At 30.4% G+C, this 26231-nt stretch carries 23 protein-coding genes; 17 read left to right on the plus strand and 6 right to left on the minus strand.

Going from position 1 to position 26231, the window contains the following annotated elements:
* Positions 1-3 precede the first annotated feature (3 nt).
* The 15 genes from N1F78_RS00240 (at position 4) to N1F78_RS00310 (ending at position 16991) form a co-directional block, all read left to right on the plus strand.
* Positions 4-1575 (plus strand): hypothetical protein, encoded by a 1572-nt coding sequence (locus N1F78_RS00240; RefSeq protein ID WP_406684192.1) that lies wholly within the window; start codon positions 4-6, stop codon positions 1573-1575.
* 32 nt (positions 1576-1607) lie between these two features.
* On the plus strand, positions 1608-2174 hold the full coding sequence (locus N1F78_RS00245) for a hypothetical protein (RefSeq protein ID WP_406684193.1): 567 nt from the start codon (positions 1608-1610) through the stop codon (positions 2172-2174).
* Complete coding sequence (locus N1F78_RS00250) at positions 2171-3178, plus strand: hypothetical protein (protein WP_406684194.1); 1008 nt, start codon at positions 2171-2173, stop codon at positions 3176-3178. Before N1F78_RS00245 ends, N1F78_RS00250 begins: the two co-directional genes overlap by 4 nt.
* The gene (locus N1F78_RS00255; protein ID WP_406684195.1) at positions 3159-4253 is read left to right on the plus strand and encodes a polysialyltransferase family glycosyltransferase; all 1095 of its coding nucleotides are present in this window, start codon (positions 3159-3161) and stop codon (positions 4251-4253) included. Before N1F78_RS00250 ends, N1F78_RS00255 begins: the two co-directional genes overlap by 20 nt.
* A 30-nt stretch (positions 4254-4283) precedes the next feature.
* A complete protein-coding gene (locus tag N1F78_RS00260) occupies positions 4284-4967 on the plus strand; it encodes a serine O-acetyltransferase (protein ID WP_406684196.1) in 684 nt (227 codons plus the stop codon).
* Entirely contained in the window at positions 4960-5916 is a 957-nt protein-coding gene (locus tag N1F78_RS00265) for a glycosyltransferase family 2 protein (protein ID WP_406684197.1), read from the plus strand. The genes N1F78_RS00260 and N1F78_RS00265 overlap by 8 nt, the downstream gene beginning before the upstream one ends.
* Positions 5916-7073 (plus strand): glycosyltransferase family 4 protein, encoded by a 1158-nt coding sequence (locus tag N1F78_RS00270; RefSeq protein ID WP_406684198.1) that lies wholly within the window; start codon positions 5916-5918, stop codon positions 7071-7073. Before N1F78_RS00265 ends, N1F78_RS00270 begins: the two co-directional genes overlap by 1 nt.
* The gene (locus N1F78_RS00275; protein ID WP_406684199.1) at positions 7063-8292 is read left to right on the plus strand and encodes an O-antigen ligase family protein; all 1230 of its coding nucleotides are present in this window, start codon (positions 7063-7065) and stop codon (positions 8290-8292) included. Before N1F78_RS00270 ends, N1F78_RS00275 begins: the two co-directional genes overlap by 11 nt.
* Before the next feature lie 152 nt (positions 8293-8444).
* A complete protein-coding gene (locus tag N1F78_RS00280; protein WP_406684200.1) occupies positions 8445-9614 on the plus strand; it encodes a glycosyltransferase family 4 protein in 1170 nt (389 codons plus the stop codon).
* A gap of 159 nt (positions 9615-9773) precedes the next feature.
* The gene (locus tag N1F78_RS00285; protein ID WP_406684201.1) at positions 9774-11060 is read left to right on the plus strand and encodes an MBOAT family O-acyltransferase; all 1287 of its coding nucleotides are present in this window, start codon (positions 9774-9776) and stop codon (positions 11058-11060) included.
* A gap of 23 nt (positions 11061-11083) precedes the next feature.
* Positions 11084-11995 (plus strand): hypothetical protein, encoded by a 912-nt coding sequence (locus N1F78_RS00290; RefSeq protein ID WP_406684202.1) that lies wholly within the window; start codon positions 11084-11086, stop codon positions 11993-11995.
* A 12-nt stretch (positions 11996-12007) separates the two neighbouring features.
* A complete protein-coding gene (locus N1F78_RS00295) occupies positions 12008-12721 on the plus strand; it encodes a WecB/TagA/CpsF family glycosyltransferase (protein WP_406684203.1) in 714 nt (237 codons plus the stop codon).
* Between the two features lie 15 nt (positions 12722-12736).
* Positions 12737-13846, plus strand: coding sequence for an MraY family glycosyltransferase (locus tag N1F78_RS00300; RefSeq protein WP_406684204.1), 1110 nt, complete (start codon positions 12737-12739; stop codon positions 13844-13846).
* A 3-nt stretch (positions 13847-13849) separates the two neighbouring features.
* The gene (locus N1F78_RS00305; protein WP_406684205.1) at positions 13850-14620 is read left to right on the plus strand and encodes a polysaccharide biosynthesis/export family protein; all 771 of its coding nucleotides are present in this window, start codon (positions 13850-13852) and stop codon (positions 14618-14620) included.
* A 7-nt stretch (positions 14621-14627) separates the two neighbouring features.
* Positions 14628-16991 (plus strand): GumC family protein, encoded by a 2364-nt coding sequence (locus tag N1F78_RS00310; RefSeq protein ID WP_406684206.1) that lies wholly within the window; start codon positions 14628-14630, stop codon positions 16989-16991.
* A 322-nt stretch (positions 16992-17313) separates the two neighbouring features.
* Here N1F78_RS00310 and N1F78_RS00315 read toward each other — a convergent pair whose 3' ends face one another.
* A complete protein-coding gene (locus N1F78_RS00315) occupies positions 17314-18150 on the minus strand; it encodes a TerC family protein (RefSeq protein WP_406684207.1) in 837 nt (278 codons plus the stop codon).
* 12 nt (positions 18151-18162) lie between these two features.
* Complete coding sequence (locus N1F78_RS00320; RefSeq protein WP_406684208.1) at positions 18163-18918, minus strand: CDP-alcohol phosphatidyltransferase family protein; 756 nt, start codon at positions 18916-18918, stop codon at positions 18163-18165.
* 116 nt (positions 18919-19034) lie between these two features.
* On the opposite strand from N1F78_RS00320, the gene N1F78_RS00325 reads away from it, so the two are divergent.
* A complete protein-coding gene (locus tag N1F78_RS00325; RefSeq protein WP_406684209.1) occupies positions 19035-20105 on the plus strand; it encodes a PorV/PorQ family protein in 1071 nt (356 codons plus the stop codon).
* Complete coding sequence (locus N1F78_RS00330) at positions 20105-21274, plus strand: DUF4105 domain-containing protein (protein WP_406684210.1); 1170 nt, start codon at positions 20105-20107, stop codon at positions 21272-21274. The genes N1F78_RS00325 and N1F78_RS00330 overlap by 1 nt, the downstream gene beginning before the upstream one ends.
* Before the next feature lie 24 nt (positions 21275-21298).
* On the opposite strand, the gene N1F78_RS00335 is transcribed toward N1F78_RS00330, so the two are convergent.
* Genes N1F78_RS00335 through N1F78_RS00350 form a run of 4 tightly spaced genes read right to left on the minus strand, consistent with a single transcriptional unit; the run spans position 21299 to position 26230 of the window.
* On the minus strand, positions 21299-22690 hold the full coding sequence (locus N1F78_RS00335) for a sugar transferase (RefSeq protein WP_406684211.1): 1392 nt from the start codon (positions 22688-22690) through the stop codon (positions 21299-21301).
* 52 nt (positions 22691-22742) lie between these two features.
* On the minus strand, positions 22743-23753 hold the full coding sequence (locus N1F78_RS00340; RefSeq protein ID WP_406684212.1) for a glycosyltransferase family 4 protein: 1011 nt from the start codon (positions 23751-23753) through the stop codon (positions 22743-22745).
* A 39-nt stretch (positions 23754-23792) separates the two neighbouring features.
* Positions 23793-25157: an O-antigen ligase family protein gene (locus N1F78_RS00345; RefSeq protein WP_406684213.1), complete on the minus strand. Its 1365-nt coding sequence runs from the start codon at positions 25155-25157 to the stop codon at positions 23793-23795.
* Positions 25154-26230, minus strand: a complete 1077-nt coding sequence (locus N1F78_RS00350) for a glycosyltransferase family 4 protein (RefSeq protein ID WP_406684214.1) — start codon at positions 26228-26230, stop codon at positions 25154-25156. Before N1F78_RS00350 ends, N1F78_RS00345 begins: the two co-directional genes overlap by 4 nt.
* Position 26231 lies beyond the last annotated feature (1 nt).

A 26231-nucleotide genomic window follows, 5' to 3' on the forward strand; every position in this document is an offset into this window, starting at 1 on the left:
TTCTTGAATCATTTTAAAATAGATACAGATAATACCAACCCCATAAGCAAAAGCCTTGTTTTTGTTAACTCTATTAGCATGGGGGTTACCAAATTATTAAGTATTACTGTTTTTATTTGGGTACAACAATTCTTATTGAAAAGAATCTCATCAGATGAATATGCCATTTACGCTATAATTAGCTCTTTTGTTTTTTTGTTGCCCTTTATAACCTCAGCCTTGGTAGGTGCAAGTTCTAGATATATGGTTTTTGAATATACTCAGAAAAATTACGGTAAAATGAATAAGGTTTTATCAACTTCTGTTTTAGCTCATCTTGCTATTGGCATACTAATTTTGATCATCTCATTACCGGTATTAGTATATATGGATAGGATTCTAAATATTGAACCTAAACTAATGTTTGATGCCCAAATAATGTTTTCATTAATCGTAGTTACATTTGTGGTGAACTTCATTTTCACCCCTTTTGGACTTGGTTTGCATATTACCCAAAAATTAGTTTTTAAAAATATCATTGATCTTTCAATTGAGGTTTTTAAAATCTCACTACTTTTCACCCTTTTATTTGCAGTAAGTACAAAAGCCCTATGGTTGGTTGTTGTAAATTGCATTGGGTTACTATTAGCTCTAATGATAAGAATTTTTTATAGTAAAAAATTAATTCCACAGATTAACTTTTCAATTGGGAGTTTTGATAAAAGCTTTGTTGGTAAAATATTTTCATTTGGCAGCTGGAATAGTATTATTTTATTATCTAGATATTTACGCAACTTTTCAGCCTTGTTCCTTTTAAACAAATTTGGCACAAGTGGTGATGTTGCTAATTTCAATATTGGTAGGTTTGTTAGCCGGCAAACCTTACAAGTTTGGGAACCCATTAGATCTAGTATAGGTGCCCCTTTAATTGCAATGTATAGTAAAAAACAGTTTCAACGGCTAAATAACACCTATTTAAAAGGATCTAGATTAGCACTTTGGCTCACTAGTTTTATAGTATTTCCATTTATTATTTTTTCTGGTGAATTTGTAAATTTATATGCAGGAGAATCCTATATGGATGCAGTTTTTGTTATCATAGCATTAATGTCTATAATTCCTTTTCAAATGCTTAACGCCATGTTGCCTCAAATATCGGCTGCTATGAACAAGCAAAAAGAACTTGCCATAAGAATGCTTTTAATACAGTTAATTAATGTGGCATTAATGATTTATTTGTTACTTGTCTTAAAACTGTCACTTATTGAGTTAGCTATTTCAATTGCAGTAGTTAATATTATTGGTGAATTATTTGTAATTACTTTTTTTGCAAAACACAAGTTAAATGTAAAATTTAGAGAAATTTTAAAATATGGCTTCATACCGGGTGTAGTCCCTGGAATTCTGTCATCATTTTATTGGGTTTTTATGCAGTATACAATGGTTCCAGAAACCTATACCGATTTAATTTTAATAGTTTTAACAGGATATATCTTCTTAGTGATTTTTATTTATCTGTTCAGTTTAAAAGAAGACAAAATTAAATTTAAGTCCGTTTTAAATGTCTTAAAAGACAAATTGTTTGTTTTAAAATGAAGGTAAGTTATTATCCAATATTTCTATTTTTAATGAACATTTATCAATCTGTTCTAGGTAAATTTTCAGCAAAATATAGGGTTAATGTAAAAGAGGTTTTCGATGGAATATATGATATGGAATACGTCATGGTTAAATTTGACTCTCCAAAAATTCATGATAATTTTCCCAAACAATATAAAATAGGCTCCGATTTAGATATATATACAACACCTGAATTTGTTTATAAAATCAAAAATAAAATATTAGAGGTCAACTTAAATAAAAAGCTCAAGGCAAAAATTATTCAATCAGATAAAAATATTCGAATTAGATATCAGTTTTGTAATATCTCAAATTTACTATTTGATATTAATATATATGATCAGGAAAATAACACCTTTTGGCATGATAGCATAAAGAAACATCGTCTTTTAAAAGGTATTAAAACCCCAGAAATGAAATATGAACTCGTAGTTAGAGCCAAAACCTATATTGAGAACACAAATAAAAAGTATCATTTAAGTTTTATTAAAGAACATAAAAATGAGATCGATTTTAACCTAATGAACAAACAAGGTATAAACCAATCTTTTCTAACTCAGTTTAAAATAAAATGAAAAAACATATTTATAAAGGTTTCGTATTAATAAAACGAATGCTTCTGTTTCCTATTAAGGCCATTAATTTTTATAATATTGGTAATGAAATAAGCAATTCCATTGTAATAAATATGAGCCCTCAATTTCTTTTAGCATTTCAATATGACAACAAAAGTTTTATTAGAAAAGACATCATAATTAGGTTTTTAGCCATGGAAGACAAATTTATTTCCAAAAATAATGAAGGCATACAGCTTTATTTAAAGTTGATGAAGATGCGATACAAAGAAAAACCATTTAAAAATAAGATTAGTGACTCTTTGGATGGTGTTTACAACAACATGAAAGAAAATGGCTATGACAAATCCTATCCAATAAAAGTAGATTCCAATTTTAGATTGCTAGATGGATCTCACAGAATGGCGGCTGCTCTAATAAACAATGTAGAAGAAGTCTCTGTTGATATTCATAGTTTTGGTCATAAAATTGATTTTTCTTCTTTACTATTAAAACAATATAATTTTTCACAAAAGGAAATTTCATTAATAAATAAAAAGGAATCTAACCTTTTTTTTGAGCAAGGTATTTATTTTCCTGTTATCATTTGGCCCCCTGCAATGACATTTGTAGATGATATAGAAAAAGATTTAGACTTAACTATTAAACGAACTTATGATTTAGAATTTGATGATAGCGATTTTTATAGGTTTGTAAGAGAAATTTATAAAATAGATGATATCGCAGAATGGAAAGTTGAAAAAAAAATAGAAGCAATGCATAATTACCATCTAAAAGTAAAAGTATTCTTTATTGAAATGGGAAACCCTAATTTCAGAAAAAAATCAATTAATGCTAATTTAATTTCGAAAAAGGGAGAAAAGCTAAAGCGAAAGATTAGATTAAAATATAAAACTAAAATTAATAATTATATACATGATATTATAGTGCATACTGGAGATAATTTTGGACAAAACAAAAAGATTGTTGAACTAACCAAAAAATATGAACAACCAATCAAATAACGATTTACGTCTGTTTATAGTTTCTGGTTCTTCTCAAATATTATTTCTTAGTGCTGCATTATTAAAAAGCCAAAGAAATTACAAATGTGTAGAAAGTGATGTTTTAATTATAAGAGGAGAGCAAATTTCAAAGGAAAGAAAAAAAATAACAGAAACAATTGCTAACAAAACTTGGAGCTGGTCTAAAATTATTTGGTTGGACGACCTTGGTTTTTACCAAAACACTAACAAAAAGTCGTTTATTAAAAGTTTATTTGTTAAAAGGGTGAAAGAAATTTGGTTAAGCATGCCCTACGCTCCTATTGAACTCCAATTCTCAAAAATATTTTCTTCAGCAAGAATAGTTCTTTTTGATGACGGTCTAGGATCCTGTGCCGCCCCAAACACCTTTAGTAAATATATTAATTCTCCCTCGTTTATCAAAAAGAGGTTTTTACTATATTTTAATAAATTGACAAATTGGACTCGTAATGTCTTATCACTAAAAATAGAACCTTTCCCTAGTTTTAGCTATAAAAATAAATATACCCTATTCTCCAAATATGGAGGTAACAAGAATCAAGCGGTAAAGTATACAAAAGTAGATTGGACCGACTTAAAAAAGCAAGTGTCCAAAATTTTAATACAAAAGAATAAATATATACCTTGTAACGGTCCTATTTGTCTGATTCTTGGTCAATATTTTTCAGAGTCTGGTGCTATAACAAGGGAGGAAGAGGTTGATGAATATAAATTTATATGTAGACATTTAAATGCAGAAGGTTATCATATTATATGGAAAGAACATCCTAAAAACCAAAAGCCCTTTTTACAAGATTTAGAGAAGGAATTTAATGAGATAATTAATTTAAACCAATATTACAGTAGATACTGGCCTATTGAAATTATTGCGAACGATTTAGAAGTGCATTTATATGTCTCCTGCACAAGTACAAGTTTGATTTCACTATACGGAATAAAGGATGCAAATATTTTATCAACTGCACCAAGATTGCAACATAAATTGTCAGGAGCTGATAGAACTGTAGCAAATATAATGTCCAAAAAATTATTAGACAGCCAATTATTGACTTAACACAAGTTTTAGTAGGAATAAATTAAAAAAATGATTAAATCAAAGAAAGATTTTATTTATTATTTAGAGGCAGATAGAATAGCCAAATCTAGGCCAAAAAAAGAGAAGATATCTGCTAAAATTAAAGGTATTCTTTATCCCAATATTTGGGAATTTCAAAAAACATTAAGAATATTAGAATATTATACCAATTGTAAAAAAGGAATTATATCAAAGGTATATCGTTTTTTTTTAAAGCTTAAGTTCAAACGGTTATCAAGTAAACTCGGTTTCAGTATTCCTATAAATGTTTTTGGTCCAGGATTATCTATTGCTCATGCAGGAACAATCATAATTAATGGAGGTAGTAGAATTGGTGCAAATTGTAGACTTCATACTTGTGTTAATATTGGAACAGAAGCGGGATATGATGATCAAGCACCAATCATAGGGGATAATTGTTATATCGGTCCTGGTGCAAAGCTGTTCGGTAAAATTGTTTTGGCAGATGGAATAGCTGTTGGTGCAAACGCCGTTGTCAATAAAACTTTTAATGAAACTAATATTGCCATTGGAGGTGTGCCTGCCAAGAAAATAGCGAATATTGACACTTTTGATTATTTAATTCCTGCAACTTATATTATAGAAAGAAAGATTAATATCCATAATGAATTATCGGGAATTTCTGCAAAGGACCTAAAACGTCTTTACCCTAAAAAGAAAATAAATGAGTAAGATTTCAATAGTTATACCTGCATATAACAAGGCACTATCTATAGGAGAAACTCTAGATAGTATTTTCAAGCAAACGTTTAAAGATTACGAAATAATAATAGTTGATGATGGATCTACAGACGGTACGCCTTCTGTGGTTCAAGACTATGAAGAAAAAGTAGTTTATTTATATCAAGAAAACCAAGGTCAAGGAGCTGCTAGGAATAAAGGCATAAAAATGGCTAAAGGCAAATATCTCGTATTTTTAGATGCCGACGATTATTGGGAACCAGGTTTTCTTAAAACATGCTATGATTATCTCGAGAACAACGCCGATGTGATAGCTGTAAATACCGCACAGAGAACCATATATGCGAATGGATCTTCCGTAATTCATCCAAAAGATCTTTTCAGAAAAAAACCATTTATAATTGACAATTTCTATAAAATTTGGGCGCAGCATGATCATATTAGAACGGGTACAGCAATGATAAGAATGTCAACTATAAGAGAAGTAGGTTACCAAAACCCCAATTTACGTGTAAGTCAAGATTTAGAATACTGGGGGCTTATAGCCACATATGGCAAATGGGCGTTTATTCCAGAACCCTTATGGGTTGGGAACTCTAGAATTCATGCTAAGAAATCAGGATGGAATAAGAAATATAAAATTCGTAGAAAATTATGTCCAGATGTTGAAGAATGGGAGAAAAGAATATTGGTAAGAATCCTTAATGTCGAATTGAAATATTTTGAAATAGTTCGTGGTAGAGTGGCTTTAGGCTATGCCCATAATAAATTATTGGGTGGGCATTCGGCTGATTCTAAACATATTATTAAAAAATATGGATTATCCTTTCCAAAAGGCAAAATGACTACACTTCTTCGTTTTGGAGAAAAATATGGTCATTTTTCTTGGGCAATTGTTAAAGGTATACTATTTTTCAAAGAACGTTTAAAAGATTTTTAATGAAAATAGTTTGGGTAACACGATCCTTTTTAGATTATAGAATTCCAGTCTATAAAGAATTGAAAGCATTAAATAAAGGACAGTTTAAATTAATATTTAATGAAGACTATGTGCCAAATAGAGTGGTTGAAAAAGCGAAAGCTGAATTGGGTGATAGTTGTATAGGCTTAAAAGGTGAACTTACAATAGGAAATAAAGATACAACCAATAAATGGGCTAATAAAGGATTGCGAATACCAATTCAAAAAGGCTTAATTAAAAGAATTAAAATGGAAAAGCCAGATATCATTATTTCAGATGGTTTTTTTCAATGGACTTATGCGGCTCTTTGGCTTAGATTTTTTTATAAAACACCACATGTGATGTGCTATGAACGAACTCATCATACAGAAAGAAACGCCCAATGGTTTCGTGTATTTTATAGAAAGGTGGCTATTAAATGGATCGATATGATTTGTTGTACCGGTAAATTATGTTCAGATTATGTACAAAGTTTGGGATTCGACTTAAAAAAAGTTACATACGGACATATGGTTGCAGATATTGATACGTTTAATATCGACAAATCCAATGTTAAAAAGGACTATTTCATTGATAAAGTTGATGATCTAAATACTTTAATATATATATATGTAGGACGTTTGGTTGATGCAAAGGGCATAAATGAATTACTTTTTTGCTGGAATAACTTTCAAAAGCGCAAAAAGGTGAAATTATTTCTTATTGGGGACGGGCCTGATAGGGAAAAATATGAGTTAAAAATTGAAGAAATGGAATTAAAAAACGTCGTATTCTTAGGAAAAATAGAATATGAGAAACTTTCTCATTTGTACAAATCGGCAGATGTCTTCGTTATGCCCACTTTAGAGGATAATTGGTCATTAGTAGTCCCTGAGGCTATGGCTGCTGGTCTCCCCATTTTGTGCTCAATTTATAATGGATGTTATCCGGAGTATATCACAGAAAAAAATGGATGGGTGTTCGATCCATTAGATCAAGTGGATTTTTTGTCAAATTTAGAGAAGAGTTATCATTGTAATTACCTAAAGGAGCTTGGGGTTGCTTCTAAAGAAATAATATCAAACTTCTCGCCATTGGAAGCGTCTAAAAGTATTTTAAAGGCTATTAATCAAGTTAAACACAATAATGTTAATTAAACTTTCAAAATACCTTCGGGCAACTGGATTATCTGGACTTCTATTATTAATGTACCCGGTTTTAATTATGGTAATCATAAGGGGCAGGACATTGGATCAAGCAGAATCAGTAGATGTCGCTGCTGGTATCCAAATAATTTATATTGTCATTTGTTTTATTGTCTCGATTAATCAAATAAAAAAAAGAGTTAGTCTTTTTAAAAAAATCTTATTTATTAAACCAACAACATATTTGCTAACCTTTACTTTTTTAGGGTTTTTCAGTGCTATTTGGAGTTCTAGTCCTATTTTAAGCTTTTATAGATCCTTTGAATGCCTAGTTTTTATTTTGTTGATAACCAATGTTATTGTCAATCTGGTTATTAAATATGATTTGCAATATATTGTGAAATGGGTCGTTTTTTACGCACTTTGGAATTTAACTATTAATATTTTCTTGAAGATTAAACTTATAGGTTTTGGCTATTTACTTTATCCTTTTACCGCTAGTCGCCTATTTTTCCCATTGTTTTTTTTCTTTTTCATTTTTTTAATTGATAAAAAATATCTTAAATTTTTGATATTGGTGTTCGCCCTATTAGGTTTATCAAATAAAATTTATTTTGGGGTTGCCATAGGAAGCTTAGGTTTAGTATTTGGTACTGATAGAAATATAATTATTTTACTCCTCATTTTTTTAATTTTATCCCTTCTTTTTTTTGCTGTTGGAATTGATGAATTTTTATTGAATAGCTTATTTTATGGAAGAGATTCGATCGGCCTTGAAGATTCTTCTGGCAGAGATAAGGTTTGGTCGTATTTATATGAAAAGGGCGTTCAAAAACCTATTTTGGGATATGGATTTTCTGCAGGGGAGGTTAACCTTTTGGAGGCTTCTGTCTTTAAAGGAGCTATTAACGCACATAATTCTTTTATGTCTGCTTTTGTTAATAACGGTATTATTGGATTGATTTTATTGTTATTTTACTTTATAAGTGCCTTGAGGCTTTCTTTTTCAAAATGGTTCCCAAAGGGCAATTGGAGAACTGCAGTTATTAGTACTTTAATTCTAGTTTTTGTTGTAAATATGGCCGCACCAGGCATAGGCGGTCGGGTATACGGCACATGGATTCCTAGTGTTTTTTTAATTTCACTATTTACCATTCTAAGACTCAAATTTAAAAGTATTTCATCTTTTTATCATGAAAAAATAACTGAACAAGTTGTTGACAATTTATAATTAATGTAACAAAATGTGTATAATCTTAAACTATATAAGGTGAAGAATATTAAATGGCTATTGAAATTTCCAATGTTGGTATCTTCCACTATACTTTAATATTTTTAAGTCAAAATATTAGTTTACATCCTTTTTATCCTATAATCAATTAAATGAAAATACTCTTTGTTCATAATAATTATGGTAGTAATAATAGTGGTGAAGAACATGCATCACAAGGTTTAGCAGATCTTTTAGAAAGTAACAATCATACGGTAGAGTGGTTTAGAAAAAGTTCTGATGTTATTCAAGATTCTTTTTTAATGAAAATATTAGCTTTCTGCTCTGGAATTTATAACCCTAGAGCCGTTAGAGAGCTTAAAATTAAGATTCTAGAATTTAAACCAGATATTATACAAGTACAGAACGTCTACCCTTTTATATCTCCTGCAATACTAAAGATGATTAATAGGCTAAATATTCCGGTTGTTATGCGCTGTCCTAATTACAGATTGTTCTGTCCTACAGGGTTGCATTTAGATGAAAAAAATGAAGTTTGTGAAAAATGCTTAAAGGGATTAAAGGAGCTTAACGCTGTTATAAAAAACTGTGAAAAAAGCAGATTTAAAAGTTTGGGATATGCATTGCGTAATTTTTGTGCAAGGACTTTATGGAAGTTGCCAAAAAATATGGATGCCTATATTGTACAGTCTGATTTTCAAAAAAATAAATTTATAGAAAATGGAATTCCTAGTTCAAAATTATTTGTAATACCTGGCTTAACTCCCGCCTTAAAAACTAACGAAATAATAGATGTTGGTGAGTACGTTTCCTTTATCGGTCGTGCCAGTACAGAAAAAGGAATCGTAGAATTTATAGAGGTGGCAACAGCTCTACCAATGCTTAACTTTGCTGTGGTTGGAGCAGTAGACCCCAGTTTAGAAGATTTAAAAAAAGTGTCACCGTCAAATGTATTGTGGACAGGCTTTTTAAGTGGTAAAGAATATGATTCTTTTTATCAAAAGTCAAAAATTGTGGTAGTCCCGAGTAAATGGTATGAAGGTTTCCCAAATGTAATAACTAGAGCCATGCAACATGGTAAACCTGTAATAACATCTAATATAGGGGCTATGCAATCTATTATAGAGCATGATATAAATGGACTGCTAGTTGAACCTGGGAATACGGTTCAATTAAAAAATGCCATTGAAAATTTATATAAGGATGATTTAAAGTGTAAAAAGATGGGGCTAATGGGTAAGGAAAAGGCTAAGGTTGCTTATAACGATACCATTATTTATAAAGAGCTCATGAACGTATACAAATTCATCATTAAAAAGTAGTAAGTAAGCGTTATGTTATTTAATTCCTGGGAGTTTATAATTCTATTTTTTTTTACATGTGTTCTTTATTTTTCCATAGCACACAAATACAGAGCTGTTTTACTTTTAATAAGTTCCTATTTATTTTATATGGCATGGCGGTGGGACTTTGCCATAATTATGCTAGTTGTAACACTTATTAACTATTTTTCTGGAAAAAAAATAGGCTCATCAAATAGTATCAAAGAAAAGCGTAGATGGTTGTATTTAGCTTTAATATTTTCCGTAATCCCACTAGTTTATTTTAAATACGCAAACTTTTTTGTAGGAAACATAAACTCTCTTTTTAAGCTGATTAATTATGAAACTTCATTTTCTTATTTTAAGGTAATTCTTCCTGTTGGAATTTCGTTTTTCACCTTTCAGGCTTTGAGTTATTCACTAGACGTCTACTATAACCGGACACAAGTTGAGAAAAACATAGTGAATTTTAGTGTTTTTGTGGCATTTTTTCCCCAATTAGTGGCTGGTCCAATCGAAAGATCTTCTAATTTATTACATCAATTTAGAAAGAAGCATACATTTAATAAAAGTTTCTTTATAGAAGGCTCTAAACTTTTTATTTGGGGTTTATTTAAAAAGGTTGTCATTGCAGACCGACTTTCCATTTATGTGGATAGAATTTATGAATCTCCAGAATTGTATTCAGGTCCCACTTTAATATTAGCTACCCTATTTTTTGCGGTTCAGATTTATTGTGATTTTAGTGGCTATTCTGATATGGCTATTGGTACGGCTCGTATATTAGGTTTTAATCTTATGCAGAATTTCAATTTACCTTATTTTGCATCCTCAATTTCCGACTTTTGGAAAAGATGGCATATTTCATTATCAACTTGGTTTGGAGATTATTTATATAGACCACTCGGTGGAAACCGAGTAAACTATAAAAGATGGCTCATAAATATTTTGGTAGTTTTCCTAGTAAGCGGTTTTTGGCATGGTGCAAACTGGACATTTATCGCATGGGGACTCTTACATGCATTGTTCTATTTTTTTGAAAATTGGGGGGATAAAACACTTAATATGTTACATATTTATAACATAAAGAAAACCAAGATTTATAACGTATTTAAGGTGTTATCTGTTTTTACATTAGTCTCCTATGCCTGGATCTTTTTTAGGTCTAATTCCATTTCAGATGCCTTTTTAATTTCAAACAAAATATTTAATTCTTGGAATGAACCTTTCTATTTTGGAGCGTCATTGATTACATTTGCACTTTCAATTGTAGTAATACTAATTTTGGTAGTGGTGCAAATCTTGCAATATAAAGGTATATTTTCATTGTATTTTTCAAAATCAAAAATGCACCCATCTGTAGAGTTTATTTGGTATGTAATTCTATTATTAGGTATTTCCTTATTGGGAATCAGTTCTAATTCATTTATTTATTTTCAATTCTAATAGAACCATTCAAATACATTAATATGTTTAGAGTAGTATTATCAAAATTTAAAGGCTCACTTGCTCTAACTGTTGCTGTATTTTTATTGACATTCTTTTTTTTCGATTTTCTAATAAATAGTGCTTTATTGACCGGTTTAAACAAGTATTATGGTTTAAGGGAAAAATCTGAAATAGCGCTTATAGGCCATTCTCATTTAATGCTTGGAGTTGATAAAATACAGTTAGAAAAAGAACTTAACGTCAATGTGGCAAAGTATACCAGAGAAGGTGTCAATGTAAGTGACCGTAAATTAATGATTGAACAATTGCTTGAAGAAAATCAAGGAATAGAAACCATAATTTATGGTGTTGACGCTTGGTCATTTTCTGGAGAGGGTTTAAGTAAGAATTCGTTTAAACTGTTTTATCCTTTTATGGATAACAATAAGATAGATAGTTATATTTATAAAAAAACTGATCTAGGCGATTACTTAACAAAAAAGTTCATAAAAACCTCCCGTTTTAATGAACAGTTGCTGGGTGGTTCCATTCGAGGTTTTTTAGGAAAATGGGATAATCTTAAATTTGGAACTATTGATTTGCAAAGGTTAGAAAAACAAATTGAGCAAAATACTTATAGAAAAATTAATAACGGCCCAGAGAATATTAAGATTTTTAAAGAATCTATGATCTTATTGTCAGAAAAAAAGATTAATGTAATATTGTTGTATCTCCCAACTATTGATATTTTAAGTGATGTTCAAGAAACAAAATATCAAGAAACCATTGAAATAATAAACGAGGTATCAAACAATTTAGACAACGTGACATTTCTTAGTTTTCAAGAACCTTGGTCGCATAATTATAGTATTTTTTATGACCCCATACATCTCAACCCCAAAGGACAAAAGCTTATAACCAAAGAACTTATCAATTATATTCAAAAGCACTAAAAAAGTTTATTTATGTTACAAGAGTTTAACGTATTTGATAAATCCTTAAAAGATATTGATTTAGACCATGTTAGAATCATTAATACCATTAATCCACATAGTTATTGTGAGGCAAAAAAGGATCCTAGTTTTAAGGAGGCATTAAAGTGCTCAGATATTCTACTGCCAGATGGACAAGGTATTGTATTGGCCACAAGAATATTATATGGTAAAAGAATAACTAAAATTGCTGGTGCTGATATTCATGAGCATCTTTTAAAAGAGGCCAATAAGAAAGGATTAAAAGTTTTTTATTTAGGGGCTTCAGCCAATACTTTATCATTAATAGAAAAAAGAATTCAAAAAGATTACCCAAATATTAAAGTACATACTTTTTCTCCCCCTTTTAAAGCTAGCTTCTCCAAAGAGGACACGTCTATAATGATTAATGAAATAAATCTATTAAAGCCAGATATTCTTTTTGTTGGAATGACTGCTCCAAAACAAGAAAAATGGGTATTTTCGCATAATAACAAAATTGAAACAAATTTAATTGTTAGTATAGGGGCTGTATTTGATTTCTATGCCGGCACCGTAAAACGATCAGGTGCGATTTGGATAAAATTAGGCTTGGAATGGTTACCGAGATTAATAAAGGAGCCTAGACGTTTATGGAGAAGAAATTTCATTTCTACTCCGTTATTTTTAAGAGATATGATTAATGCCAAATACATGAAGAAATTTTAGACTGATTTTTAATATATGAAAGAGGAAATTCTATCTAATATAACCATAGTATCAATACTTATAGTAGTCGGTTCGTTTTTATTAGTTTATTATTTGATTCCTAAAATTATCTTCATGGTGAATCATCATAATTTAACCGAAGCACCTATAGAACGCAGTTCCCATGTGGAGTCTACACCATCCATGGGAGGACTTTCTTTTTTTGTGGTATTAATATTAGCTATTTTTTTTATTAAACATTTTGATGACGACAACATTGGATTAAATTTTGTTGCTGCACTTACAGTTATTTTTATAATTGGATTAAAAGATGATTTGGCTGTTTCAACGCCTAGAGCTAGACTTTTGGTAGAAATACTTGCCATAACTATTATGTTTTTTCATAGTGGTTATCATGTTACATCTTTTGATGGTTTTTTAGGTTTCAATGAAGCTCCAACACTTTTAATGGATATTGTACATATAATAATTATTTTAACCATTATAAATGCTTATAATTTAATTGACGGTGTTGATGGTCTAGCATCCACCATAGGTATTACAATTTTCACCATGTTTGGACTTGTTTTTTTTACTCTAGGATTAAACTTTTACTTTTTAATAAGTCTTAGCATTATTGGTATTTTATTCGCTTATATGCGCTATAATTTTTCGCATAGAAAAAAAATCTTTATGGGAGATACTGGATCCTTAATTATTGGATTCTGTATAGCTATTTTAAGCTTAAAATTTTTGACCATGGAGGCTTCGTTATTTACACATTTGACCTTTAAACTGGAAAATAAATTGTTTATTATCGCTGGAATCATTGCGGTTCCTTTATTCGATATGATGCGTGTAATTGGTGTAAGGTTAATACAAGGTAAAAGCCCTTTTGAAGCTGACAGAAACCATATACACCATGTTCTAATTAATCTTGGTTTTGCTCATTATAAAATTGCTATGATATTGGGACTACTAAATTACATATTAGCAGTTCTTATTATTTTCTTAGCATCTCATACCAATAGTTTTCAAATGATGGTTATTTTCCTAACCATTTTTAGTTTATTTTTGGCTGTTTTTTTTAGCTTAAGCAAACGAGTCGCTAAAAAACAAACAACAATATTAAATGACTCTAAATAAAAAATGAAAAAAAGAAAATTACAATTCCTGCTTTTGTTAAATTTTATAATTTTAGCTAGTTCTTGCGTTTCTACAAAAAAAATAGAATACTTTCAAGAACTTGAAGGGACTTCTATAAATAAATCATCAATACCTTTTGAAGCTAAAATTCAAACAGGTGATTTGTTATATATAAACATCACTGCCACAAATGCTGAGGCTGCAATTCCCTTCAATTTATATCAATCACCTATTATTGGTAATAATGTTGCAAATAGTACCCCTATACCCTATTTAGTAAATATAGATGGAATAATTAATTTTCCCGTTTTGGGAAAAATAGAAGTTGCAGGACTAACTACAAAACAATTAACAAAGAGATTAGAGGATTTACTTTTAAACCATATTAATAACCCCATCATCAATATTCGTTTTAGAAACTTTAGAGTTTCTGTATTGGGAGAGGTAAACAATCCAGGAACCTTTCAAGTACTAAATGAACGCATGTCTATAATTGAGGCTATTTCATTGGCTGGAGATTTAACTGTTTATGGAAAAAGAGAATCTGTTCGGTTGATTAGATGGGAAGAAGGAAATAAAAAGAAATTAATCGAATTAGATTTAACCGATAAAAATATTTTGGATTCACCGTATTTTATTTTGAAACAAAATGATGTCATTTATGTTGCTCCCAATAAAGCAAAGGTAAACGCTTCTGCTGTTGGCCCTAATACTGGTGTAATTATTTCTTCGGTATCCGTTCTTATAGCCATGCTAACTTTTTTTATAAAATAACCTATTAATGATACAAAAAGATAAGCCATCAGATTTCATAATTATTGAAGAGGAATCCACGAACATTCGTCTTGAAATTGAAAAATATCTATACTATTGGAAATGGTTTGCCATAGGGTTATTTTTAGCTTTTATAGGATCTTATATTTATTTGCGTTATACCCCGAACACTTATGAAGTATCGGCATCCATTTTAATTGATGACGAATCCAACGGTGGTTTACCTTCTGAAATGGCGGCCTTTGAGGAGTTGGGTTTAACAGGTAACAATAAAAAAAATATTGAAAATGAGATAGGGATACTAAAATCACGCAGTTTAAAGGAACGTGTTGTAAAAAACTTGGATTTGAATATAGCCTATTATACACAAGGAAGAGTTAGAAATGCTGAAGTGTATAAAAGTGAACTTCCTTTTAAAGTATCTTTTTTTGTAAAAGATTCTTCATTCTATAAAACCAGTTCAAAATTTGTAATTAGTATTATTTCTGACACAGAATTTAGGTTATCTGACCTTGAGGGTCGACCTGGCACTACACATAGATTTGGAGAAAATATTAATCAAGAATTTAGCGATATGATTATTACTCCTAATGACATACAAAAGAAGGAGCCAAATTTGGAATACCTAGTTAAGGTTTACCCAATTAAATCTGTTGTTGAAAGTTTAAGAAATAAGATTGAAGTAAAATTATTGTTTAAAAATGCAAGTATTTTAGAACTAACGTTACAGGGGGCATTAAAATTAAAATCCCAAGATATCCTTAATGAACTAATAAAACAATATAATAAAGATGCTGTTGAATATAAAAGTTTAATTGGGAATAACACAGAGGCATTTATTAACGAACGACTGTCTTTAATAGAAAAGGAGTTGGCAAAAGTTGATATTAGCGAAGAAGCCTTTAAAACTACTAATAAAATAACGGATATACCTTCAGAAGCCAGCATGATTTTGGAAAATAACTCAGAGCTGGAAAAACAAATAATAGATTTAAATACACAACTTAAACTGGTTGGTTACATGGAATCTTATATATCTGAAAATTCGAATCAATTGCTTCCTGAAAATTTAGGTATTACAGAAGTGTCAATTAATTCAAGTAGTGCTCGGTATAATTCTATTTTATTAGAGCGCACGCGCATTGCAAAAAGTTCTGGCAAGGACAATCCCGTTATTATAAATTTGGATACCCAATTAGGACAGTTACAAGAAGGTATTTCGCAAGGGTTAGCAAATTTAAAATCTAAGTTAAGCATAGCCTTAACAGAAGCAAAATCTCAAGAGCAAAAAATGAATGCCAGAATAACGGCGGCTCCTAAACAAGAAAGACAATTTAGAGATATAAAACGTCAACAACAAATTATCGAAACTTTATACCTCTTCTTATTACAAAAAAGGGAAGAAAACTCCATCTCTTTGGCGGTAACCACACCTAACGCCAAACTTATTGATGCAGCAGACGGTAGCAATACTCCAGTTAGTCCAAAACCAAGAATAGTTTACGCCTTGGCGATAATTCTAGGCCTTATCATCCCCTTTGTAATTATTTTTATATATTTTTTACTAGACAACAAAGTTCATAACCAAAAAGAGTTAGAAAATATTGTAAAAGCCCCTATTATAGGTGATATTCCAAAAAATTTTGGTGAAAACAAAATCATTAAAAGAACTGATAGAGGAAGTATAGCCGAAGCCTTTAGAATGTTAAGAACCAATGTTAATTTTATGCTTGGTAACTTAAATGAAAAATCTAAAACCATATACATTACGTCCACTACCCCTGGTGAGGGAAAAACATTTGTGGCTATTAATTTGGCATCGGTTCTTGCCATGTCTAGTAAAAAAGTATTACTTATTGGTGCTGATATACGTAAACCCAAAGTAGCCGAATATTTAGATATGACAACATCAAGTAAAGGTTTAACAGTATTTCTAGCTGATCAAAGTACCGAAATTAATGAGATCATAGAAACTACTGAACTTGGTAATTTTGATTTAATTCAGTCTGGAATAGTACCGCCAAACCCATCTGAATTATTAATTAATGGAAGATTTGATGAGGTCCTAAACTATGGAAAACAACATTATGATTTTGTTATAGTAGACACTGCTCCAATAAATATGGTTACGGATACCTTGCAAATTGCATCAAAAGCAGATTTGTTTATCTACCTTGTTCGTGCCAACTATATTGACAAAAGACTTTTAGATATCCCTAAGAGGTTATATGAAGAAAAAAGAATTCCTAATATGACACTTGTATTGAACGGTTCAGATGCTAAAAAAGGATATGGATACGGATATGGATATGGATATGGATATGATTTAGAAACAGAAAAAAAATCATGGTTCAGTAGATTTAAAAAATAATCAAGTATAGTTTCAAAACCAATATCTTCTTTCAAATAATTTATTAATTCATATTCAATAAAGGTCTGACCTCACTAAAAGGTAATCTAAAGAGTGTATATTAAATTAAGGTGAGTTGTTAATTATACCTATACAGTATAACTTACAAATTATGAACCAACCAAATTCGGTAACTGAATAAACTAAACCGAAATAGTATATTAACTCTATCAGTAAAATCTCAAAAGAATAATCAGTTTTGAGAATATTGTGATTTTTTTAAACACAACAATTAATTAATCTTAAAAAGAATAGTGCTTAATAAATTAAAATATTTGGGGTTTTAAAGCTTGTTTTCTTTCTTATTACTTAGCTCTTCCCTAGCCTCTTGTGCAATTATTTTCTTTTGATAACGCCCTTGAACAACATCAGTTATTACCAAAATAGTTAAAACAAAATAGAATGTTGTTTTACTCATAGCCTCAATTGGATTCCCGAAAAGTTCTAAATGAGCTAAATGACCGCCCTCTGTTACTAACATAATACCAACAATAAAAAGGATAAAAAGTCCAAGTACTTCATACATTCTATTTTTGGCTAAAAACACTGAAATTCTATCTGCTAAAAACAACATTAAAAGCCCACTAATAACAATGGCTATGGCCATTACAACAAACGCAGTATTAGAGTTCTCAATTTCACTAGTAAGCCCAATAGCGGCTAAAATAGAATCGAAAGAAAAAACCAAGTTCATTAATACAATACTCACAATTACCGCATTAGATGACTTTTTACCTTTAGCCTTGTCATTTCCCTCAACATCATGACTTAAATCATGCGTAGAAATCATATGCCAAATTTCTTTTATGGCAGTATAGATAATAAATGCTCCTCCGGCTAAAACAATTAAGCTATGGCCATTAAAAGCAAAATGAGCAATACCATCAATTTCTCCAGTTAAAAACGAAAATGGCTCTTGAAAGTATCCTATTAAAGACACCAAAACAAACAACAATACTATTCTTAACCCAATGGCTATTAATATCCCTACTTTCCTTACTCGTTTTTGGTCACGTAGCGGTGCTTTCTTAGACTCTAAAGAAATGTATAGTAAATTGTCAAAACCTAAAACCGCCTGTAATAGTACAAGCATTAATAGTGTAAAAATAATTCCTAGCATATGTAATAATTGTTATTTGGAAGTTATGTTGTCTAAAACAGACATGATTATATATAGTAAAATGACTAATGGAATAGCAGAAAACTGAAGTACAATAATTAAAACAGCACAAAGCATTATAAAAATATACCGTGTTGCATTTTCCTTAAATCCCCAACTCTTAAACTTTAGAGCAAAAAGTTTTATACCAGAATTTAGTAGCCAACAGCTTAAAATTGTTACAGCAATTAAAAACCATTTATTCAAAATAATGGCATTTATAGCATCACTGTTTTGAAACTCAAGAATTAAGGGTAATGATAAAATTAATAAAGCATTAGCTGGAGTTGGCAAACCTTTGAAATATGATTGTTGTTCTGTATCTACATTAAATTTTGCTAATCTGTAGGCCGAAGCGAGGGTAATAGCTAAACCAAGAATTGGTAAGATTAATATTTTTCCACCAACCCAAAGCATTGTCTCTGTTCTCTCATAAAATGGAGCAAAAGATTCTGAAAAACTTCCAATTGAAAGGCTTAACAGCTTATACATAATTATCCCGGGAACCAAACCACTAGTCACCACATCTGCTAAAGAATCTAATTGTAATCCTATTTCACTTTGTACATTTAATTTTCTGGCAGCAAAACCATCAAAAAAGTCAAAGAAAATACCAAAAAAAACAAAAAAAGAAGCAGTAACAAGGTTGTCATTAACGGCAAAAATTACAGCAATACTTCCACAAAAAAGATTCAATAATGTAAGTGCATTAGGAATATATCGCTTCATGTAAGAATTTTAATTTTTGTAAAAATAACAAACAATTTTAGTCTGAAGCAATATCTAATATAAATTCAAGTTTATAGTTTGTAAAATATGTGCATCTTTGCATAAAAGAATTGCTTTTGAAAGCCTATATAACAACACTTATTTGTTTTACAACGCTTTTAATGTTTGCTCAAACCACTAGAAAATATTCTAATGAGTTTATGAATATTGGCGTTGATGCAGCTGCATTAGGAATGAGTAGTGCAGTTACATCTCATACGGCCGATGTTAACTCCGGTTATTGGAATCCTGCGGGGCTTCTAGCTATAGAAGACAATCAATTGGCTCTTATGCATTCCAGCTATTTTGCAAACATTGCAAATTATGATTACGTTGCTTACGCCATGCCTTTAGATAATCAAAGCGCTGTTGGAATTTCTCTAATTAGATTTGCGGTAGATGATATTTTAAACACCACCCAATTAATTGATGAACAAGGAAATATTAATTATGATAGAATTAGCCTTTTCTCTACAGCTGACTACGGATTAACGTTCTCTTATGCACGTAATTTACCAGTGCAAGGTTTAAGTTATGGTGTTAATGCTAAAGTAATCAGACGTGTTATTGGAGATTTTGCTTCTTCTTGGGGTTTTGGTTTAGACGCGGGTATTCAATTTGAAACTAACAATAATTGGAAGTTTGGCATTATGGCTAGAGATATTACAACAACCTTTAATGCTTGGGCCATTGATGAGGAACAATTTGCTACTATAAGAGATGCCGTTGAAGGGCAAAATCAAGAATTACCAGAAACAACCGAAATTACAATACCTAAATTGCAAATAGGAATTTCAAAATTATTTGAATTTAATTATGATTACACCTTACTGGCTGCTGCCAATTTAAATGTAAGGTTTGAAGAAAACAATGATATTATTTCAACTTCTGTAGCTAGTATAAACCCCGCTTTAGGTTTAGAGTTTGGATATATTGATATGGTTTATTTGCGTGCTGGTATGGGTAATTTTCAAAATGAATTGCAAATAGATAATACGGAGCAACTCACCTTTCAGCCAAGTTTTGGTGTTGGTTTTAAATACAATGGTATCCAAATAGATTATGCATTCACTGATATTGGTGACCAAAGTGTGGCATTGTATTCCAACGTCTTTTCTTTAAAGATAGATTTTAGTATTTTTAGGTAATGGCAAAAAACATCCTTTTTCTTCTATTAACTATTTCCTCATTTGTTTACGGGCAACAACTAACATTATCAGAAAGTGCAGAAATAAGTGTGTTAACTGTTGGCCCTGGCTCATCTCTTAATGATGCTTTTGGCCATAGCGCATTTAGAATAAAAGACCCCAATAACAAACTTGATAAGGTTTATGGTTATGGTGAATATGATTTTAATGCACCTAATTTCTATTTAAAATTTGCTAGAGGTAAACTAAACTATCTTTTGAGTAAAGATGATTTTAACAGGTTTTACCAAATATATGCATACTATAATAGAACGGTTAAAGAACAGGTTTTAAATTTATCGCAAAGTGAAAAACAAAAACTCTATGATTATTTAATTAATAATTACAAACCTGAAAATCGTAGCTATTTATACGAGTTCTTTTTTGATAATTGTGCAACAAGAATTAAAGATGTAGCCCAATTTTCTACCAATAATACTATTGAATTCAATTCACCTGAAAATTTCAAGGCGAAGACTTTTAGAAATTTAATTTATGACAATGTTGATAGAAACACTTGGGGAAGCCTAGGTATTGATGTTGCTTTAGGGTCTGTAATCGATAGATTAGCCACTCCTGAAGAGCATATGTTTTTACCTGAAAATATTTATAATTTCTTTGAAGTAGGCACTAAAAAAGACGGTACCAAATTGGTAAAGAATAGCAGCAGCATTTTTACACAAAGACCAACTAAACCCTCAAATTCATTTTTCAGCAGTCCGCTATTCATATTGGGTATTATTGCCTTAATAATACTTTTAATAACCTATAAAGACTTTAAAAGGAATAAAAGAACACTTTGGTTAGACATTGCCCTTTTTACTTTTACTGGCCTTATAGGGCTATTTATTCTATTGCTATGGTTTGCTACAGATCATACTGGTACACACCAGAACTATAATTTGCTATGGGCATTCGCTTTAAATATTTTAATGATTGGTCAACTTCTTAAAAAAACACCTAAAAAGTGGTTTACAAAGTATTTGAAGTTTTTAATCATTATGTTATGCCTTATGACATTACATTGGGTTATCGGTGTTCAAGTATTTGCAATTGGGTTAATTCCGTTGCTAATTGCTTTAGGAATGAGATACATTTTTCTGGTTAAATATTATACCCTTAATCAATAGTCTCTATTCAATAATTATTTAGTACTACTGCCCTCTAAAGAAAATTATAGTACTTAAGGTCTTGATTAGGATATTAATATCTAACAAAAAACTTCTATGCTTTATATAATACAAATCGTATTGAAGCTTTAATAAACTATCATCAACAGAAGCCCCATATCTTGTTTTTACTTGTGCCCAACCTGTTAAACCAGGTTTTACTATATGTCTGGTTTCATAAAAAGGAAGCATCTGTGATAACTCTTTAACAAAATGTGGGCGCTCTGGTCTAGGACCTATCAAACTCATTTCTCCCTTTAAAATATTTATAAATTGCGGGATTTCATCCAATCTTGTATTTCTTAAAAACCTACCAAAAGGTGTAACTCTTGAATCATTTTTTTTAGCCCAAATAGCCCCGTTGGTCTCTGCATTTTTAACCATGGTCCTGTATTTTATAATTTTAAATGGCTTTCCGTTTTTACCAATACGCTTTTGAGTGTAAAACAATTTCCCCCTGTTAGCACAGGCATTTCCAAATAAAATAAGTGGTAAAAATATGGCGCCAATAATAAGGCCTGAAATGGATATAACAACATCAAAAAGGCGATGAAAAAACAAATACATTTTGTTTTGATTACTACGGCTAAAAGGGAAATACTTGTAAAAATCTTTCCCCACAAATTGAACCGGAATACGTTGAGTTAAGTCTTCATAAACTTGAGTATATTCTCTAATTGGCACCCCATCTTCTAACTGTGAGATTAAGGCATAATAAATCTCATATGTTATAGCTTCAGAATTATAGCTGGCAACAACTATTTCAGAAATATTTTCATCTTTTACAACTTGACCTAATTGATTAGGTTTATATTCTCTAACTCCTTTAAACTTAACATTTTCTTTTTTGTTCAGTTCACAATTAACAAAACCAATGATTTTATAATTAGGATCTGCAATTTTAAAAGCATCAATTACACTTTCGATACTAGAAACCTCACCTATAATAAGAGCTTTTTTGTAAAAGCGAGGCGATACAATAAACGTGATATAGCATAATCTCCATAAAACCAATGCAAGTAATATTGCAAAATAAAAATATATTATTTGCAGTCTATTAACTGGTAAGACTGGAGTGAAAAAAGGTGTCAATAAATAGAATAAAACCGTTACTGATACGGTGAATACGATACTGGTAGAGATTTTCTCAATTTTACTAGATTTTTGCAGATCATACAATTCAAAAATTGACCCGAAGATTATAATATAAATAATAAGAACAAGTACCCATTTCCAATTTTCTGTAGTTATCCTAAAGTAATCAAACTCAAAGGTGTTTCCAACAAAATAAAGTACTAAAAGCACGGAAATTACATCAAAAATACGCAGCAGTACTTTCCGTTCAGATATATTAAAATGTATACTGGTTTTGGCCATTGAAATGCGCAATTTTTGTAGTAAATATAGCAAGTTTAAATGACACAGTACATTAAGAAAGTATTTTAATCCATTGGTGCTTTACCTCTTGCCAATCAAATAATTCCACTTTCTTTCTAGCATTAATTATCATTTGGTCTGTTAGTAAAGATTCATTCCTTAGTTTTTTTATTGCCCTAACAAACCCACCTGCATCATTTGGTGCTACTAGCATGCCTTCAACTTGATTAGTAATCAAAAAAGGTAAACCTCCAACATTTGTAGAAATTACTGGTAACCCTAAAGCCATGGCTTCTATAACACTAACAGGGGTATTATCTACATTTGTTGTATTAATAAAAACATTATAATGTTTAGATAGTTCTATCCACTCCTTTTTTGGCAGTATACCAGTAAATTTAACATTGATTTTAAATTTTTTGGCCAAGACTTGGGCTTCTTTTAAACTTCCATCATTATCTGGCCCCACCATACAAAGTTCTGCTTCAATGTTTTCATCTTTTAAAGCTTTCAAAATTTTAATTGCTAAAGTTGGATTATAAATATTTGTAAATGAACGTACCCACAAAAGTTTTATTTTGTCTATGCATCTTTGATTAAAAGCATAATTTTTTAATTCAATTGTATTTGGTATATATTTTAAGTTCTCATAGCCTTCTTTTTCAAAATGCGACATCAAATAATTTGAGGGAGCAACGTTTAAATAGGCATTCTTAAAAATAAAATTAGAAAGTCTAGGAGATTTCTTGAGCCTATTGGGTAATTCTCCACCATGTAAGATAGGAATGTATTTTAGATTAAAAGTGCTGCATAATTTACTACATAAATAAGCATAGTAAAAATTTAAAGTACTGTAAGTATCAATTAAAACATAATCTGTTTTTTTTCTATTAATTACAATATGGTACAGCATGTCTAATAAACGAATTATCTTACTCCTTTTATTTGAAGCCGTAACTACATTAAATTTTACTTGTTTTAAGTTTTCACTTAAAGTTTCAATGGTTGTTACAGTTTTATTGGCCTGCTGTAACTTGTTTCCTATGTAAAGAAGGTTTTTCATGTGTTAATTACTATTGTTATTCAAATGTCACATGTAACATCACACAGGCAGTTTTTGTTTTCTCAGTGTTTTTTTATTTGATGATGTTTCATAAACTATATTTAACAAACATAAACCATAAACAAAAGCTGGTGCAGCTATACGCATTGCAGAGTGATTTATTGTTAACAACCAAAAGGCATAAAACGAATAGAAAAACATATTAGTCTTGTTTCTTAAGCGTAACACTAGAGGAGTAATTAGTAAAATTAAAAATGCTACGATACCAAATAAGCCATGCTCCGCAACAATACGACTCATCTCATTATGTGAAGCTGCTACTATTCCAGTTTCATTGTAACGAACCTCTTTAACCTTTCCTACTCCAATCCCAAAAAAAGGATTATCAATAAACTCTTTGAACTCAAAAGCTAATAAATCCGCTCTACCCGTGGTTACATCTTCTTTAGTCTTACCAGACGCATCTTGATTAGCGTAACGTTTATCAATAAAACCGCTAGTCTGCATTGAGCTCACCAACCATGTAAACAAGATTGCACCTAAAAAGAGAAAAACAGACAGCCTAATATTGAGCTTCTTTTTTGCATTAACCCTTAAGTAATAAAATGTCAAAAATCCCATAATCATAATAAACGCAGTAATAACCCCTCCTCTACTAAAGGTTACTATAGCCCTAAACCCCATGAGCCCCAAAATGATTAAATCAAGAAATCTTAATAACAGACCTTCTTTAGACATAAAAAAACGCGCTGATAAAACAAATATTCCTAAGCCCAAAACGGTAGCAACCTGATTAGGCCCAAAACCACCTGAAGCTGCAAAATTTGAAGCTGTTCCAGTAATTACCAATTTAATATCAGGTGTATATAAAAACAAATACACCATCATACTAATTAAGGGTAACAAAAACCCTAATAAGATAATTTTAATTTGATTAAAAGTTATTTTCCTTCGATAACAAAAAATAGCCACAAGCCCCAAACACACAGGCCCACTTAAATTAAAAGCTATAGCTCTACGAATATCTGTTTCAAACCCCATTTCAGAAACTGCCACAAAAATAGCCGGTAATAACAATAATAGATACAGAACATATATTAAAGCTTTATTTGAAAAACTAATGCTTATCATTCCAGTTAAAACAAATAAAATGACTAAATATTTACTGGCTTCATAAAAAAAAGTTCCTCCATTCATCCTTAAAAACACTTCAATACCAACCATATAAGCACAAGCCAATAAAACATAAAATGTCTTCCTTTTTATTGAAACCTTAATAATCTTATAAAAGAAGAATACCGTTATAAATAAAAAGTATATCGAAGCTAAGGGTTTAAAAGTAAAGACAGCTAAACCTAATAAAGCATGAAAAATTAAAAGTTTAAAATATAGGGATAACTTCATTTTATGTGAAGCTTATATATGTTTATTAATTTATTAACTATTGCATTTTCTGAATAAGATGTATTAACCTTTTGAAACAAACTGTTTCCCATTAAGGTTCTAAATCTTTCGTTGCTAATATATTTAATTAATGCTTCTTTTAATGCGTCTACATCTTCTTTATTGACCATTAACCCTTCGTTTTCAGATGAAATAACTTTACTGCAATCGCCTACATTAGTTACTACAGCAGGTAATTTTGAGCAACCATATTCTAACAACGCTATTGGTAAACCTTCTGATTTTGATGAAAGTACGGCAATATTACTTCTGTTTAAAATATTTGTAATATCTGCTCTGCTGCCATAAAAAAACACACTTTTATTCAACTTAAATTCATTAACCAAACTCTTTACAGATTTGCTATAATCATCCTCAAAGTTTTTACCAACACAATGTAATGTCCAATCTGGATGTATCTTAATTACTTCTTTGAATGCCTTTAATAACGTTATATGATCTTTTTGAGGTCTTAAATTAGCCAAATGAATAATTCGTTTACCTTCACTTCCTTTTAATTCTGTCTCTGGTTTATTTTTATCTGGAATAGCAAAGTTTGGTAAAAAATCAACATAGCCACATTTTAAATTGGTTTTAGCCCAATTTTTTAATACTGCATTAACGCTCAAAACATGAACAAAAAAATTTGATGACAAAATTAAGACTTTAAACTTTCTCTCATTTAAATACTCACTATTGCCATAATGATCATGCCAAATAATTTTAACCTTTGGGTAAAACAACTTTACTAAAGTCGCCAAAAAAAACGAACTTGAATGTGCATGAATGATATTTATTCCTTTTGACTTTATAAAGCCCCTTAATTTTTTAATGGCTTTAAAATCTATAATCCTTTTCTTTTCAAGAAACAGGTAGTCAACTTTATCGTTTAGACTATACCTTAAAAGTCCTTCTTTTCGTGTGGTACATAAAAAGGATTTATCTATTTTATCAGATAAAGCATTTGCTATGTTAACAGCAACACGTTCAGTTCCACCAACCTCTAATGAATCTACTAACTGAAGAACTCTCATA

Origin of the sequence: Seonamhaeicola sp. MEBiC01930 (genome assembly GCF_045277075.1) — a bacterium.
Lineage (GTDB): Bacteria > Bacteroidota > Bacteroidia > Flavobacteriales > Flavobacteriaceae > Seonamhaeicola.

Excerpts from the sequence above, each read along its gene's own strand:
- N1F78_RS00270 (WP_406684198.1), top strand. The coding sequence starts at position 5,916 with ATGAAAATAGTTTGGGTAACACGATCCTTTTTAGATTATAGAATTCCA.
- N1F78_RS00315 (WP_406684207.1), bottom strand. The coding sequence starts at position 18,150 with ATGCTAGGAATTATTTTTACACTATTAATGCTTGTACTATTACAGGCG.
- N1F78_RS00285 (WP_406684201.1), top strand. The coding sequence starts at position 9,774 with ATGCTAGTTGTAACACTTATTAACTATTTTTCTGGAAAAAAAATAGGC.
- N1F78_RS00290 (WP_406684202.1), top strand. The coding sequence starts at position 11,084 with ATGTTTAGAGTAGTATTATCAAAATTTAAAGGCTCACTTGCTCTAACT.
- N1F78_RS00340 (WP_406684212.1), bottom strand. The coding sequence starts at position 23,753 with ATGAAAAACCTTCTTTACATAGGAAACAAGTTACAGCAGGCCAATAAA.
- N1F78_RS00310 (WP_406684206.1), top strand. The coding sequence starts at position 14,628 with ATGATACAAAAAGATAAGCCATCAGATTTCATAATTATTGAAGAGGAA.
- N1F78_RS00345 (WP_406684213.1), bottom strand. The coding sequence starts at position 25,157 with ATGAAGTTATCCCTATATTTTAAACTTTTAATTTTTCATGCTTTATTA.
- N1F78_RS00305 (WP_406684205.1), top strand. The coding sequence starts at position 13,850 with ATGAAAAAAAGAAAATTACAATTCCTGCTTTTGTTAAATTTTATAATT.
- N1F78_RS00275 (WP_406684199.1), top strand. The coding sequence starts at position 7,063 with ATGTTAATTAAACTTTCAAAATACCTTCGGGCAACTGGATTATCTGGA.
- N1F78_RS00250 (WP_406684194.1), top strand. The coding sequence starts at position 2,171 with ATGAAAAAACATATTTATAAAGGTTTCGTATTAATAAAACGAATGCTT.
- N1F78_RS00265 (WP_406684197.1), top strand. The coding sequence starts at position 4,960 with ATGAGTAAGATTTCAATAGTTATACCTGCATATAACAAGGCACTATCT.
- N1F78_RS00255 (WP_406684195.1), top strand. The coding sequence starts at position 3,159 with ATGAACAACCAATCAAATAACGATTTACGTCTGTTTATAGTTTCTGGT.
- N1F78_RS00295 (WP_406684203.1), top strand. The coding sequence starts at position 12,008 with ATGTTACAAGAGTTTAACGTATTTGATAAATCCTTAAAAGATATTGAT.
- N1F78_RS00300 (WP_406684204.1), top strand. The coding sequence starts at position 12,737 with ATGAAAGAGGAAATTCTATCTAATATAACCATAGTATCAATACTTATA.
- N1F78_RS00320 (WP_406684208.1), bottom strand. The coding sequence starts at position 18,918 with ATGAAGCGATATATTCCTAATGCACTTACATTATTGAATCTTTTTTGT.
- N1F78_RS00280 (WP_406684200.1), top strand. The coding sequence starts at position 8,445 with ATGAAAATACTCTTTGTTCATAATAATTATGGTAGTAATAATAGTGGT.
- N1F78_RS00245 (WP_406684193.1), top strand. The coding sequence starts at position 1,608 with ATGAACATTTATCAATCTGTTCTAGGTAAATTTTCAGCAAAATATAGG.
- N1F78_RS00350 (WP_406684214.1), bottom strand. The coding sequence starts at position 26,230 with ATGAGAGTTCTTCAGTTAGTAGATTCATTAGAGGTTGGTGGAACTGAA.
- N1F78_RS00330 (WP_406684210.1), top strand. The coding sequence starts at position 20,105 with ATGGCAAAAAACATCCTTTTTCTTCTATTAACTATTTCCTCATTTGTT.
- N1F78_RS00260 (WP_406684196.1), top strand. The coding sequence starts at position 4,284 with ATGATTAAATCAAAGAAAGATTTTATTTATTATTTAGAGGCAGATAGA.
- N1F78_RS00335 (WP_406684211.1), bottom strand. The coding sequence starts at position 22,690 with ATGGCCAAAACCAGTATACATTTTAATATATCTGAACGGAAAGTACTG.